Consider the following 13,234-nt stretch of genomic DNA (forward strand, 5'->3'; position numbering starts at 1 on the left):
CGGGGGCGGGCAGGATCGGCGTCATGCCCGCCCCCGGCACCCCGCTCGAGCACCTCGGCTTCCTCACCATCGGCTCCTTCGACCCGGCCGAGCCCCGCGCCGGCCACGAGGCCACGCTGCGGATGGTCGAGCTCGGCGAGCGGCTCGGGTTCGACAGCGCCTGGCTGCGCCACCGCCACCTGCAGTACGGCATCTCCTCGCCGGTCGCCGTCCTGGCGGCACTGACCCAGCGGACGTCGCGGATCGCGTTCGGCACCGCCGTCACCCCGCTGGGCTGGGAGAACCCGCTGCGCCTGGCCGAGGACCTCGCCACCGTCGACGTGCTCTCCGGCGGCCGGCTCCACCCCGGGGTCAGCGTCGGGCCGCCGATGCACTGGGACGACGTCAAGGCCGCGCTCTACCCCGACACCGCCGACGCCGAGGACTTCACCCACACCCGGGTCGAGCGGCTGCTGCGGCTCGTAGCGGGCGAGCCGGCCGCCTCCTTCTCCGGGCGCGAGGGGGTCGTCGAGGAGTGGTCGGACCGGGTGCAGCCCCACTCCCCCGGCCTGCGGGGCCGGATCTGGTACGGCGGCGCCAGCACCCGCTCGGCGCGGTGGGCCGGGCGGGCCGGCACGAACCTGCTGACCAGCAGCGTGGTGAAGGCCGAGGACGACCGCAGCGACTTCGCCGCCATCCAGGCCGGGCAGATCCGCGCCTACCGGGACGCCGGTGGCACCGGCCGGGTGTCCCAGGGCCTGGTCGTCATCCCGACCGACGGCGCGACGCCCGAGCAGCGGGAGCGCTACGCCGCCTACGTCGCGGCCCGCACCCCGCGCACCCGGAGCCCGCAGGGCCCGGCGCGGCTGCTGTTCGCCGCCGACCTGCTGGGCACCGCCGAGCAGGTCGCCGAGGCGCTGTACGCGCACGAGGGGTTCCGGGAGGTCACCGAGGTGGTCTTCGCGCTGCCGTTCAGCTTCGCGGAGGCCGACTACGAGCAGATGCTCACCGCCGTCGCCACCCGCCTGGGCCCGCTGCTGGGCTGGTCACCGGCGGCCTGACCCCGCGCGCGGGACGGGCACCGACCAGGCGCCCGCCGCCACCCGCCAGGTGCGCGCCGGCACCGGCGGCAGCAGGTCGCCGTCGGCGTCCAGGGCGACCGGCTCGCCGGACACGGCCACCTCGCGCCCGCGGACGCGGACGACGTCGTCGCGGTCGAGGTGCCGCCCCGCGGTCAGCGCCAGCGCGTAGGCGGCGCGGGCGGCGGGGCCGGTGGCCGCGCTGACCACGACGTCGGCCAGCCCGTCGCCGGGGTCGGCCCCGGGCGCCAGCGCCGTCCCGCCGCCGATCGTCGGCCCGTTGCAGACGCCGACCACGAGCAGCGGCGTGCGGCCGTCGGCCGCCCAGCCGTCCGGCGCGGTGACCACGGCGCCGTCGACGGTGACCCGCAGCCGGTGCTCGGCGCCGGCGAGCCCGGCGACGGCGGCCCCGATGGGGTAGGCCAGCGCGCCGAACCGCTCCTTGAGCCCGGCGGCCTCGTCCGCGGCGCGCACCCCGATGCCGGCGTGCACGGCGTTGACCACCACGCCGCCGGCGTCGTCGCGGAGCAGGTCCAGCCGGCGCGGGTCGCCGCCGAGGACGCACCGCGCGGCGCCGGCCGGGTCGTCGGGCAGCCCGAGCGCGCCGGCGAGGTCGTTGCCGGTGCCGAGAGGGACGATGCCGAGGGGGTCGGCCGGGTCGAGCGCGCCGGCCCGGTCGAGCGTGGCCACGACCGCGTGCACCGATCCGTCGCCACCGGCCACCACCAGCCGGCGGCCCGCGCGGCCGGCGACGACCCGGTCGAGGTCGGCGGCGTCGGCGGTCGCCGCGACCTCGACGTCGGCACCGGCGCGCAGCACCTCCAGGGCCCGGGCCAGGCGCTCCTCGTCGGCGCTCCCGGCGTTGCGGTTGGCCACCACCAGCAGGTCCACGACAGGCACCCTCCCAGCCCGCGCGCCGCCCTGGTGCGCCCGGGCAGGATCGCCACCGTGACGAGCGACGTCGACGACGTGGTGGCCGGCCTGCGGCGGCGCGGGAGCCTCAAGTGGACCCGCCACCCGCAGGCGCTGGGCGCGTGGGTGGCCGAGTCCGACCTCGGGACGGCGCCGGCGGTGACCCGGGCCCTGCAGGAGGCGGTCGGCCGGGGCCTGTTCGGCTACCTGCCCGACTGGCTGGCCGACGACGTGGCCGAGGCCTGGTGCGGCTTCGCCCGCGACCGCTACGGCTGGGCCGTGCCGCCGGAGCGGGTACGGCCCCTGCCCGACGTGCTGGCCGGGCTGGCCGCGGCGATCACCCACCTGTCCCGGCCGGGCTCGCCGGTGGTGCTGCCGACGCCGGCCTACATGCCCTTCCTCGAGGTGCCGCCGGCGCTGGGCCGGGAGGTGATCGAGGTGCCTATGGCCCGCGACGGCGACCGGTACGTCTACGACCTCGACGCGCTCGGCGCCGCCTTCCGCGCCGGCGGGCACCTGCTGGTGCTGTGCAACCCGCACAACCCGATCGGCCGGGTGCTCGAGCCCGCCGAGATGCTCGCCGTGGCCGAGGTCGTCGACCGGCACGGCGGGCGCGTCTTCTCCGACGAGGTGCACGCGCCGCTGGTCTTCCCCGGCCACCGGCACGTGCCCTACGCCTCGCTCGGCGACGTCCCGGCCGCGCACGCGGTCACCGCCACCAGCGCGTCGAAGGCGTGGGACCTCGCCGGGCTCAAGTGCGCGCAGCTCGTGCTCTCCAACGACGCCGACGCGGCGACGTGGGCGCGGGTGGGCCACCCCGTCGAGCACGGCGCCTCGACGCTGGGCGCGGTGGCCAACGCCGCCGCCTACCGCGACGGCGTCGCCTGGCTCGACGACACCCTCGCCGTCCTCGACCGGCACCGCCGGCTGCTCGCCGACCTCGTCGCCGCGCACCTGCCCGGGATCCGGTACCGCCCGCCCGAGGGCACCTACCTGGCCTGGCTGGAGGGGTTCCCCGTCGACGCGCCCGGTGACCTGCTGCTCGCGGAGGCCGGCGTGGCGGTGGTCGACGGCGCCCGGTGCGGCGCCGCCGGCCGGGGCGCGGTGCGGATGGACCTGGCCACGCCCGAGCCGGTGCTGGCCGCGGTGGTCGAGCGGATGGCCGCCGCACTGGGCTGAGGTGCTCCCCGGTCAGGTCGCCTGTTCTCCCGAGGCGACCCGGTAGATCCGGTACTCCACCCGCTTCCCGGGCACCAGGCGCCCCTCCCCCACGAACACCGCCTGGTTCACCCAGGCGTAGCGCTCGTCACCGGTCTCGAGGCGCAGGGTGGTGACGAAGTACTGGTCGCCGAAGTCCGTCGCCGTGTCCCCGCCGCCCATGAGCGCCAGCACGGCCGGGGTCAGCTGCAGGAGCCCGCCGTACTGGAAGTAGACGTGGGCGCCGTCCACCGTCTGCATCGTGGTGCGCACGTCGAGCCGGCCGAACCCGTCGTTGCCGACCAACATCCAGTCCGCACCGCCACCGACGATCCTGCCCTTGAGGCGCTCGCCGGAGATCTCGCCGCCGGTGATCGTCCCCTCGAGGCGGTTGCCGTAGGGCCCGGGGCCGACCGGGTGGGGCTCGACGTCGGCGTGGTAGTCGAACTCGGGTACCAGGTGCGGCATGGCGTCCCTCCCCAGGACGGGGCGGGCCGGGAGCCCGCCCGGGACCGGGACGGTCCGCCGCGCGGGACGGGGCGTCAAGGGTCCCGTGCACGCCCGGGCGCTCCCGGGACGGCGCGTACGCGTGGTCCGCCTCCCGGTGACCGGCAGACCTGCCGGTCAGCAGGAGCGCAGGTCGGCCTCCACCGCCTCGGACGCCTTGCGGGCGGCGATGAGCACCGGGTCCCAGACCGGGGCGAACGGCGGCGCGTAGGAGAGGTCCAGCGACAGGACCTCGTCGACGGTCATCTCGTTCCAGATGCAGATGGCGAGGGCGTCGATCCGCTTGCCGGCGGCCTCCTTGCCGACGATCTGGGCGCCGAGCAGCCGGCCGGTGCGCCGCTCCGCGGTCATCTTGACCCGGATGGGCTTGGCGCCCGGGAAGTAGCCGGCCTTGGTGGTGGAGTCGACGGCGGCGGTCACGAACTCGTACCCGGCCTCGCGCGCCTCCTCCTCGGCCAGCCCGGTCCGCGCGGCCTCGATCGAGCAGGTGCGGGTGATCGCCGTCCCGATGACGCCCGGGAAGGTGGCGTAGCCGCCGCCGATGTTGATGCCGGCCACCCGGCCCTGCTTGTTCGCGTGCGTGCCCAGCGCGACGACGACCCGCTGCCCGGAGAGCCGGTGCACCGACTCCACGCAGTCGCCGGCCGCCCACACGCCCGGCGTCTGGGTGCGCATCTGCGCGTCGACGGCGATGCCGCCGGAGGTGCCCAGCGGGATGCCGGCCTCCTCCGCCAGCCGCACGTTGGGCCGCACGCCCAGGCCGAGGACGACGAGGTCGGCGGGCAGTTCCCGGCCGCTGCCGGTCACCACCGCGCGGGCCCGCCCGTCGGGGCCGACGTCGATCGCCGCGACGCCGTCGGAGAGCACCAGCTCCACACCCTCCTCCCGCACGGCGTCGGCGATGTACCGGCCGACGTCGGGGTCGAAGGTGCCCACCGGCGTGGCCGACCGGTCGACGACGGTGACGTCGAGGCCGCGCTCCTTGCACGCCTCGGCGATCTCCAGGCCGATGTAGCCGCCGCCGACGACGACCACCCGCCGCACCCGGCCGCTGTCGAGCTCGGCCCGCAGCGCGACGCCGTCGTCGAGCACCTGGACGCCGTAGACGCCCTCGGCGTCGATGCCCTCGACCGGCGGGCGCATCGGCACGCTGCCGGTGGCGTACACCAGGTCGTCGTAGGGCTCGGTGCCCTCGGTGCCGGCGTCGAGGTCGCGCCAGTGCACGACGCCCTTGTCGGTGTCGATGCCGACGACCTCGGTGCGCATGCGGACGTCGAGACCGTTGGCGCGGTGCTGCTCGGGCGTGCGGGCGACCAGGTCGGCCTCGCGCTCCACCGCGCCGGAGATCCAGTACGGGATGCCGCAGGCGGAGTAGGAGGTCGCGCGGCCGCGCTCGAACAGGACGACGTCGAGGTCGGGACGCCGCTTCTTGGCCTGCGACGCCGCGCTGCCTCCGGCGGCGTCGCCACCGATGACGACCAGTCGGGTGCTCACCCCCGCAGGCTAGGACGGTGGGCGGCTACAGGCTCACCGCGACGGTGGCGGCGAGTTCCCGCGCGGCCTCGAGGTCGTCCGCGGTGGGCGGTCCGGTCAGCGACAGCGGCGCGGCCACCTGCTTCCACCGCAGCGCCCCGGTGACCGTGCCGATGGCCTTGAGCGCGCCGGCGGTGTCGTCTCCGCCGTGCACGTAGACCCCGTAGGGCAGGCCGACCGTGGCGTCGAGGCACGGGTAGTAGACGGTGTCGAAGAAGTGCTTGAGCGCCCCGCTCATGTAGCCGATGTTGGCCGGGGTGCCCAGCAGCACGCCGTCGGCGGCGAGCAGGTCGGCCGGCCCGGCCGAGAGCGCCGGGCGCACCTCGAGCTCGACCTCCTCGACCAGCGCCGCGCCCTCGCGCACCGCCTCCAGCACCGCCTGCAGGTTCGGCGAGGGGGTGTGGTGGACGACGAGCAACCGCGGCATGCCCGCCATCGTGCCCCCGGTGCGCGCCCCGCCCGGGCGTGCGGCAGGGTCGGGGCGTGTTCGAGGGACTCCACCACGTGCAGCTGGCCATGCCGCGCGGCGAGGAGGCGGCCGCCCGCGCCTTCTTCGCCGGCGTGCTCGGGATGACCGAGGTGGACAAGCCGCCGGTGCTCGCCGCCCGCGGCGGGGCGTGGTTCCGCTCCGGCGGGCTCGAGCTGCACCTCGGCGTCGAGGACGACTTCGGCCCGGCCCGCAAGGCCCACCCGGGGATCCTGGTCGCCGACCTCGACGAGGTGGTCCGGCGGCTGGCGTCGGCCGGGCAGGACGTCACCTGGGACGCCGACTTCCCGGGCTTCCGCCGGGTGTACGCGCACGACCCCTTCGGCAACCGGCTGGAGTTCCTGCAGCCGGAGTGAGGGCCGGCGCCGCGAGGTCGCCCCCGTGTCGACCTGCGGCGGTCTCAGCCCTCCGGAGACCGCACCAGGTCGACGTCCGGCGCCCGCCGGGCGGCCTCGGCGGCGCCCCGGTGGACTGACCGCAGGGCAGGATCGCAGGTCATGGCGACCAACCCCCGGATCGGCCCGGTCGAGCGGGCCACGAAGCGGACCTGGGACGAGTGGCTCCGCTTCATGGACGCGATCGGCGCGCCGCAGCTCGACCACCGGCAGATCGCGCTGCGGGTCTACGAGGAGCTCGGGGACACCGTCGAGCAGCGCGGCTGGTGGACCCAGTCGGTGACCGTCGCCTACGAGCAGCACATCGGCCGCCGGATCCCGGGGCAGCGGTCCGACGGCACGTTCCAGACCAGCGTCAGCCGGTCGACGCCGCTGGGCATGGCCGAGCTCATGGAGCGGTGGCGCGCCTTCGCCGACGGGGACGCGGCCGTGCAGGAGGTCGTCGCCGGCGCGGACGTGAGGGTCAGCGGCACCGACCGGCGCACCACGTGGCGGACGAGGGCCGCGGACGGTTCGTCGGTCGTGGTCACCAGCGAACCGAAGAAGGACGGGACGGCCTCGCTCGTGGCGACCCAGGTCGGGCTGCCGACCCTCGAGGCGAACGACGCGGCGCGCGAGCGGTGGACGGCGGTCCTCGAGCGGTTCCTGGCGGGGGTGCGGCCGGGCCGCTGAGCGGCGCGTCGAGCCGTCGTCACCGGTCGTCACGTCCGGAGCACGTCCCGGCGGCCCACGCCGTCGCGCGGCCCTCCCGGTGGCCGGGGAGCCGCACCGGTGACCCCGGACGTGGTCCGGCGCCGAGCGACGCGCCAGGCTCGTCAGCACTGCGGACGTCGGATCCGGGCAGCCGGAGGTGGGCCGTGCCCCGAGTGGCGATCGTGACCGGCGGGAGCTCGGGGATCGGGCGGGCCCTGAGCGCGGCCCTGGTGCGCCGGGGTGACGAGGTGGTCCTCACGGGGACCGACGGCGCGGCCGCGGCGAGGGTGGCGGAACAGCTCACCGCGAGCGGGCCGGGAGCGGCCTCGGCGGCCGCCGTGGACGTGCGGGACGCGGCGGCGGTCGACGCCCTGGTGACCGACACCGCGGCGCGGCACGGCGGGCTGGACCTGCTGGTCAACAACGCCGGCGTGGCCATCGCCGGTCCCGTCGAGGAGCTGTCCCTGGCCCACTGGGAGCGGGCCATCGACGTCAACCTGCGCGGTGTGGTGCACGGCGTGCAGGCCGCCTATCCGCTGATGGTGCGGCAGGGACACGGGCACATCGTCAACGTCGCGTCCGTCTCCGGGCTGCTGCCCAACCCGGGCTTCGCGCCCTACGCCACGACGAAGTGGGCGGTGGTCGGGCTCTCGCTGGCCCTCCGCGGCGAGGCCGCCTGCCGCGGGGTGCGGGTGAGCGTGGTCTGCCCCGGTGGGGTGGACACCCCGCTCCTCGACAAGGGCATGCCGCGCGACCTCCCGCGGGTGCCCACCGTCGAGGCGGTCGACCCCCGGACGGTGATCACCAAGCTGAACGGAGGCCGCCTGTACGACGCGGACGCCCTGGCCGTCCACGTCCTGCGCGGGGTCGACCGCGACCGGGCGATCATCGTCGCGCCCCGGTACGCCCGGGTCGCGTGGCGCCTGATGCGCCTCTCCCCGTCGTCGTTCATCCGGCTCGGGCAGCTGCTGGTCACCCGTGACGCGGACCTCCGGGCGGCCATCTGCGGGGCGGTGCCCACGTCCACGACCGAGCCGGCGCGGAGTGCCCCGACAGCCGGCTGACGCCGACGGCGTCAGGAGGACCGTGCCGTCCTGCCGGGCCGCCCGCGAACGGCCCGGCAGGCCGGCCGGCTCAGGAGCGCTGACGGTCCGACGAGCGGTACCTGCCGAGCTGCGACTCGGAGTACTCGCCGGCCTCGTCGTCGAAGACCATCGGCCCGATCCGGCTGCCGGGGGCCACGACGGCCTCCCGGCCGGTGAAGTCGTACCGGTACGTCCAGGTCCCGAACTCGTCGACGATCGTGCCGCTCCGACGCTCGCTGTAGGTGTCCCCCACGCCGGTCCACGTGATCGACACCGGCGGTGCCGAGGTCGGGGTCTCCCCGTGCCCGCTGCCCACCGCGAGCGTCCCGGTGAGGGTCGCCGTCGTGTACTTCCGGTCCATGGTGAAGGTCACCTGGCCGCCCTCGACGAAGCGGACGCCGAGGAGCCGGCAGGGGCCGTCCTCGGGCGCCGGCTCGCCGTGCCCGCCGCCGGGCAGGTAGGGGGTCACACCGTCGTCGCACTCGACGTCGGACACGGAGCCGAACACCGACGCCCGGCCGTTGCCCAGGTCGTCGACGAACAGGTCGCCGAAGTGGGCGTTGCCCGGGGCGCCGGCGGCCGGCGGGAGCTCCCCCACCTCGAGCCACGTGACCCAGGCCGTGGTGCCCGAGGTCTTGGAGAAGAACAGGTCACCGGCCAGCGCGGGCGACGGAGTGACGACGACGGCGAGGGCCGCTGCGGAGACGGCGACCGTCCCCAGACGGCGCAGGGTGGAGGCGGACACGCAGACCTTCTCTCGGTAGCGCACGGCCGGGCCGTGCGGGGAGGGCGGGACGCCCGGCGGGCGCCCCGGATCGGGACGAGGGGGAGTCAGCGGCGGGTGCGGATCCGCCGGAGGACCAGGGCGCCGACCTGCTGCCCCTGGGCGAGGCCCGCCTCGATGGCGTGCGGGAGGTGGATGCCGCCGTAGAGCCGGGAGTCCGCGGCCTCGCGGGCGGCGTCGCCGAAGGACGCGAAGGTGCGCGGGGCGTGCCCACGGACGTCGTGCGACCGGTCCGTGAAGGGGAAGGTGCCCAGCCGGTCGGTGAGCACGGCGGCCGCCGCCGGGGACGCGACGCTGTGCCCCGACGTGTGCTCCGGGAACTGCGGGCTGTTGACGTACGTGCTCCAGCCCGGGTCGATGTACCGGTTCACGTAGGTGACCGGCCGGAGCAGCTGGTACCGGTACTTCCACGTCCAGCAGTTGAGGAACGCCTCGTGCAGCGCGATGCCGGTCATCGCGAGCGTGTCCAGGGCGACGTCGAGCCGCGCGCCGCGCAGCGCGAGGGCCTGCGTGGCGATGAGCATCCAGTGGCCGGAGGGCAGACCGGTCGGCGTGCCGTGGGGCGGGGTGAACGAGCCGGGGTTGTCGGTCCAGAACCGGGCGATGGCCCGGTGCTCGTCGGTGTTCGCGGCCGACTGACGGTGCACCGTCGTCGCCTGGGCGTGGAACACCGATCCCGGCTCGGTCGAGAAGGGCAGGGGCGGCTCGGGCTCGACCTCGTCGGCGCTGGTGAGGACCATCGGGCGGACCTCGGACCAGTACGGCTCGACCGCCGGACGGAAGTTGGGCGGCGTCGAGACCCAGTGCCAGGGCTCGGTGGCGGGCGGCGTGTAGAGCCGGCCGAGGATCCCGGCGTGGCCGTCGGCCGCGATCCACGGCGCCAGGTCCCCCGCGACCGCCCGCCCGTGCGCCGTGGACGCGTCGAGCGCCCGCTCGGACACCCCGGCGGCGCGCCGCCGGGCCAGTGCGTCCGCCTCGGCCGCGTCCAGCCGCTCCCGGGTTCCGGCGCCGGCGCCGGCGAAGGGCAGCACCTGACGGAGCACGGCCGCGGCCGACGTCACCACGGCGGCCGGCCAGTCGACCGGCGCGGCCAGGGGGCGGGGTGCGGGGACCGGCAGGTCCCGCAGCAGACCACCCAGGGACCGGTGGGCGGGCATCCCCCGGACCCCGGCCTCGTACATGGCGATCGCCGTGTGCGCGTAGGTGCGGGCAGCGGCCGGCGGGCTGAGGTTCTCGGCGAGCACCAGGTCGTAGGTGGTCTGCAGCCAGCTCAGCGCCTCGTCGGCCGCGTGCCCGGCGACCGTCGCGCCACCAGGACCGGGGACCCCGGCGGGCGCCGCGGCGGCGGTCCGCGGGAGCGCGACCGCGGCCGCTCCGGTGCCGAGCGCCGCGAGGAGCACCTGTCGTCGGGACACCTGACCGGGCATGGCGCTCCTCCGCGGAGGCGAGCTCTCCCGGCTCCTCCGGGATACTCCTCCGTGATCGGATCGTGACGGAGAGCACATGTGTTGGGGAACGGCGGCGTCCCGATGTTATCGATCCGTGACCTCGTGACCACGGATGGTCATGACGGTCGGCGACTCAGGCGACGCCGAACAGCAGCGCGCCGGCGGCGAACAGCGGCAGCGACACGAAGAGGAAGACCCCCACCCCGGTCAGCACCCCGCCCTCGGAGCCGTGGTCGTCGAGGGTGGGCCCGTGGCCGTGCTCGTAACCGTGGGCCCGGGTGAACACCGCACCGCTGGACAGGCCGAGGGCGCCGGCGGCGACCATCAGCGTGACGGCCAGCGTCCGCAGGAACCCGCTCCCCTGGAGCGCCGACCACAGCCCCGCGACCGCCAGCGCCATCCCGGTGGTGGCCAGCAGCGCCACCAGTGCCTGCCTGAGTCCCCGGACGACGACGTCCATCCGCGAACGGTAGTGCGCCCGTGCCGCCCGCGGCGGCGTCGCCGTCGCGCCGCCCGTGGACCCTGCGAGCGCTTGTGGAGCGAGCGCTCTACTATGCTGCCGGGGTGCCCCGGCCCCGCGTCCACGCGCCCGAGGCGGTGCTCGACGCCGCCGAGGAGCTGCTCGTGGCGGAGGGCCGCGCGCAGCTCACCGTCCGCGGTCTGGCCGCCCGGTCGGGAGCGTCGAACGGCAGCATCTACCACGCCTTCGGCTCGCTCGAGACGGTCGTCGCCGCGGCCTGGCTGCGCCGCGCGCAGCAGTTCCTCGAGCTGCAGCGGACGGCGGTGGCCGAGGCCGGCGGCGACGGCCGGCGGGCGGTGCAGGCCGCCGCCGACGCCCCGGCCCGCCTCGCCGGGCTGGACCTGCGGGCGGCACAGGTGCTGTTCCGCCTGCAGCGCGACGACCTGCTCACCGACGCGGTCGCGCCGGAGGTCGCCGACGCCCTGCGCTCGCTCGACGCCGCGCTGCTCGACACCCTGCGCCTGCTGGCCCGCGGCGTGTGGGACCGCGACGACGGCGCCGCGGTCGGCGTCGTCACCACCTGCGTCGTGCGGCTGCCGACCGCCCTGCTGCTCCCCGAGATCCGCGCCGGCCGGGTGCGCCCGCACACCCGCGCACAGCTCGCCGCCGCCGTCGCCGCCGTCGTCGACTGCGGCCCGCCCGCCTGACCCCGACCCGAGGAGCCCCCGGTGCCCACGCTCGACCGCCACGACGACGTCTTCGTGCTCGACCTCGGCGACGACGAGAACCGCTTCTCGCCCGGCTGGCTCGACGAGCTCGACGCGGTCCTCGACGAGGTCGAGGGCGCCGAGGGGCCCCGCGCGCTGGTCACCGCCGCCACGGGCAAGTTCTTCTCCAACGGCCTCGACCTCGCCTGGCTGGCCGAGCACGCCGACCAGCGCGACGCCTACGTGGCCAGGGTGCAGCGGCTGTTCGCCCGGGTGCTGGTCCTGCCGGTGTTCGGCGTCGCGGCGATCCAGGGCCACGCCTTCGCCGCCGGGGCGATGCTGTCCCTGGCGCACGACCAGCGGGTCATGCGGGCCGACCGCGGCTTCTGGTGCCTGCCGGAGATCGACATCGACCTCCCGTTCAGCCCCGGCATGTCGGCGCTGGTCCCGGCCCGGCTGACCCCGCAGACGGCGCACGTGGCGATGACCACCGGCCGCCGCTACGGCGGCACCGACGCCCTCGCCGCGGCGATCGTCGACGGCGCCGTCGCCGAGGACGCCGTCCGCTCCTCCGCCGTGGAGCTCGCCGCCGCGCACGCCGGGAAGGCCGGTCCCGTCCTCGGCACGATCAAGTCCCGCCTGTACGCGCCGGTCCTCGCGGCGCTGCGGCAGCCGCCGGCGGGCTGACCGCCCGTCCGGCGGTGCGGTCGAGGGCCCCCACCGATCGGGCGGGTCGACAGGGACCGAGCTCGCCGCGGACCCGCCACCACGGCGTCCGGGACCGGCAGCTGTCCCCGGACGCCGCGATGGCGGCGCGGCACCGGGGCTCAGTCGAAGACGACGACCCCGCGGATGTTCTTGCCGGCCTTCATGTCGTCGTAGCCCTCGGCGACCTGGTCCAGCGTGTAGGTCCGCGTGACGAGCTCGTCGAGCTTGAGGGTGCCCGCCACGTACTGGGACAGCAGGTTGGGGATGTCCCACCGCGGGTTGCACCCGCCGAAGAGGGCGCCCTGCATCCGCTTCTGGAACACCGTGAACATCGTGGGGCTGATCGGGATGCCCGAGTTGCGCATGCTCCCGGTGCCGGTGAGGACGACCGTGCCGGCCTTCCGGATGGACATCGCGGCCTCGGCGATGTGGTCGCCGGTGGTCACGCCGACCGCCACGACCGTGGCGTCGGCCCCCTGGCCGTTGGTCAGGGACCGGGCGAGCTCGGTGGCCTCGGCCATGGTCGCGGCCGTGTGGGTCGCGCCCAGCTGCTTGGCGGTCTCGAGCTTGAACTCGACCGGGTCGACGGCGATCACCGCGCGGGCACCGATGGCCCGGGCGGCCTGCACGCTGTTGATCCCGACCCCGCCGACACCCATGACGATGACCACGTCGCCATTGCGGGCGTCGGACATGTTGGTGACCGACCCCCACCCGGTGGGGACGCCGCAGGCGACGAGCGCGGCCTTGTCCAGGGGCAGGTCGGGGTCGATCTTCACCACCGACCGGGCGTCGACGACGGTGTGCTCGCTCAGCGCGGCGAGGCCGTATGCCTGGGCCACCGGCCTGCCCTGGTAGGACATCCGGAAGCTGCTGGGGTCCTCGATCCGCGCGCCGGAGAACAGCCGCCCGCCGAGGTCGCAGAGGTTCTGGTGGCCGGTGGAGCACATCCGGCACTGCCCGCAGACCGCGATGAAGGTGAGCACCACGTGGTCACCCTCGGCCCAGCCGCGGGTGTTGGGGCCGACGCCGACGACGACGCCGGCGCCCTCGTGACCGCCGGCGAGGGGCAGCCGCATGGGCGGGGCGCTCCCGGGCGGGACGTCGTGGTCGTCGGTGTGGCACAGCCCGACGGCGGCCATCCTGATCAGCAGCTCGCCCTCGCGGGGTTCGTCGAGGTCGACCTCACCGACCTCGTACCGGCCGGGCTGCGTGTGGAGTAGGGCACTGCGTGTCTTCACGGCTGCTCCTTGCTGGGCA

General features: G+C 75.9%; 15 protein-coding genes. 7 read left to right on the forward strand and 8 right to left on the reverse strand.

Annotated elements, in window-relative coordinates; genetic code table 11:
* The first annotated feature begins 23 nt into the window (after window positions 1-23).
* Window positions 24-1,040: an LLM class flavin-dependent oxidoreductase gene (locus ACI79V_RS00380; RefSeq protein WP_456885788.1), complete on the forward strand. Its 1,017-nt coding sequence runs from the start codon at window positions 24-26 to the stop codon at window positions 1,038-1,040.
* Here ACI79V_RS00380 and ACI79V_RS00385 read toward each other — a convergent pair.
* A complete protein-coding gene (locus ACI79V_RS00385) occupies window positions 1,026-1,949 on the reverse strand; it encodes a diacylglycerol/lipid kinase family protein (protein ID WP_456885790.1) in 924 nt (307 codons plus the stop codon). The genes ACI79V_RS00380 and ACI79V_RS00385 overlap by 15 nt on opposite strands.
* A gap of 57 nt (window positions 1,950-2,006) precedes the next feature.
* Here ACI79V_RS00385 and ACI79V_RS00390 point away from each other — a divergent pair, with 57 nt between their 5' ends.
* Window positions 2,007-3,149, forward strand: a complete 1,143-nt coding sequence (locus ACI79V_RS00390; protein ID WP_456885792.1) for a MalY/PatB family protein — start codon at window positions 2,007-2,009, stop codon at window positions 3,147-3,149.
* Between the two features lie 12 nt (window positions 3,150-3,161).
* Here the strand turns inward: ACI79V_RS00390 and ACI79V_RS00395 are convergent, their stop codons facing one another.
* From ACI79V_RS00395 to ACI79V_RS00405, 3 genes are all read right to left on the reverse strand, one after another.
* Window positions 3,162-3,635, reverse strand: a complete 474-nt coding sequence (locus ACI79V_RS00395) for a DUF3237 domain-containing protein (RefSeq protein ID WP_456885794.1) — start codon at window positions 3,633-3,635, stop codon at window positions 3,162-3,164.
* 156 nt (window positions 3,636-3,791) lie between these two features.
* Complete coding sequence (locus ACI79V_RS00400) at window positions 3,792-5,168, reverse strand: FAD-dependent oxidoreductase (RefSeq protein WP_456885796.1); 1,377 nt, start codon at window positions 5,166-5,168, stop codon at window positions 3,792-3,794.
* 25 nt (window positions 5,169-5,193) lie between these two features.
* Window positions 5,194-5,634, reverse strand: a complete 441-nt coding sequence (locus tag ACI79V_RS00405) for a flavodoxin family protein (RefSeq protein ID WP_456876435.1) — start codon at window positions 5,632-5,634, stop codon at window positions 5,194-5,196.
* A 56-nt stretch (window positions 5,635-5,690) separates the two neighbouring features.
* Between ACI79V_RS00405 and ACI79V_RS00410 the strand changes: the two genes are divergently transcribed.
* The 3 genes from ACI79V_RS00410 to ACI79V_RS00420 all read left to right on the forward strand — a co-directional run bounded on the left by ACI79V_RS00410 (window position 5,691) and on the right by ACI79V_RS00420 (window position 7,846).
* Complete coding sequence (locus ACI79V_RS00410; RefSeq protein ID WP_456885797.1) at window positions 5,691-6,050, forward strand: VOC family protein; 360 nt, start codon at window positions 5,691-5,693, stop codon at window positions 6,048-6,050.
* Window positions 6,051-6,191: 141 nt separating this feature from the next.
* The gene (locus ACI79V_RS00415) at window positions 6,192-6,761 is read left to right on the forward strand and encodes a hypothetical protein (protein ID WP_456885799.1); all 570 of its coding nucleotides are present in this window, start codon (window positions 6,192-6,194) and stop codon (window positions 6,759-6,761) included.
* Between the two features lie 185 nt (window positions 6,762-6,946).
* The gene (locus ACI79V_RS00420) at window positions 6,947-7,846 is read left to right on the forward strand and encodes an SDR family NAD(P)-dependent oxidoreductase (RefSeq protein ID WP_456885801.1); all 900 of its coding nucleotides are present in this window, start codon (window positions 6,947-6,949) and stop codon (window positions 7,844-7,846) included.
* Between the two features lie 70 nt (window positions 7,847-7,916).
* On the opposite strand, the gene ACI79V_RS00425 is transcribed toward ACI79V_RS00420, so the two are convergent.
* The 3 genes from ACI79V_RS00425 to ACI79V_RS00435 all read right to left on the reverse strand — a co-directional run bounded on the left by ACI79V_RS00425 (window position 7,917) and on the right by ACI79V_RS00435 (window position 10,559).
* Window positions 7,917-8,612: a hypothetical protein gene (locus tag ACI79V_RS00425; RefSeq protein WP_456885802.1), complete on the reverse strand. Its 696-nt coding sequence runs from the start codon at window positions 8,610-8,612 to the stop codon at window positions 7,917-7,919.
* A gap of 86 nt (window positions 8,613-8,698) precedes the next feature.
* Window positions 8,699-10,066 carry a vanadium-dependent haloperoxidase gene (locus ACI79V_RS00430; RefSeq protein WP_456885804.1) on the reverse strand — a complete coding sequence of 456 codons (1,368 nt, stop codon included), beginning with the start codon at window positions 10,064-10,066 and terminating at the stop codon, window positions 8,699-8,701.
* A 166-nt stretch (window positions 10,067-10,232) separates the two neighbouring features.
* Complete coding sequence (locus ACI79V_RS00435; protein ID WP_456885805.1) at window positions 10,233-10,559, reverse strand: hypothetical protein; 327 nt, start codon at window positions 10,557-10,559, stop codon at window positions 10,233-10,235.
* Between the two features lie 104 nt (window positions 10,560-10,663).
* Between ACI79V_RS00435 and ACI79V_RS00440 the strand changes: the two genes are divergently transcribed.
* Both ACI79V_RS00440 and ACI79V_RS00445 read left to right on the forward strand, forming a co-directional pair.
* A complete protein-coding gene (locus ACI79V_RS00440; protein ID WP_456885807.1) occupies window positions 10,664-11,266 on the forward strand; it encodes a TetR/AcrR family transcriptional regulator in 603 nt (200 codons plus the stop codon).
* Between the two features lie 21 nt (window positions 11,267-11,287).
* Window positions 11,288-11,953, forward strand: a complete 666-nt coding sequence (locus ACI79V_RS00445) for an enoyl-CoA hydratase-related protein (RefSeq protein ID WP_456885809.1) — start codon at window positions 11,288-11,290, stop codon at window positions 11,951-11,953.
* Between the two features lie 140 nt (window positions 11,954-12,093).
* Here the strand turns inward: ACI79V_RS00445 and ACI79V_RS00450 are convergent, their stop codons facing one another.
* The gene (locus ACI79V_RS00450) at window positions 12,094-13,215 is read right to left on the reverse strand and encodes an NDMA-dependent alcohol dehydrogenase (RefSeq protein ID WP_456885811.1); all 1,122 of its coding nucleotides are present in this window, start codon (window positions 13,213-13,215) and stop codon (window positions 12,094-12,096) included.
* Window positions 13,216-13,234 lie beyond the last annotated feature (19 nt).

It is taken from the genome of Geodermatophilus sp. SYSU D00700, assembly GCF_054050255.1.

Coding starts and splice junctions, on each gene's coding strand:
- ACI79V_RS00380 (WP_456885788.1), top strand. CDS start 24: ATGCCCGCCCCCGGCACCCCGCTCGAGCACCTCGGCTTCCTCACCATC.
- ACI79V_RS00395 (WP_456885794.1), bottom strand. CDS start 3,635: ATGCCGCACCTGGTACCCGAGTTCGACTACCACGCCGACGTCGAGCCC.
- ACI79V_RS00405 (WP_456876435.1), bottom strand. CDS start 5,634: ATGCCGCGGTTGCTCGTCGTCCACCACACCCCCTCGCCGAACCTGCAG.
- ACI79V_RS00415 (WP_456885799.1), top strand. CDS start 6,192: ATGGCGACCAACCCCCGGATCGGCCCGGTCGAGCGGGCCACGAAGCGG.
- ACI79V_RS00435 (WP_456885805.1), bottom strand. CDS start 10,559: ATGGACGTCGTCGTCCGGGGACTCAGGCAGGCACTGGTGGCGCTGCTG.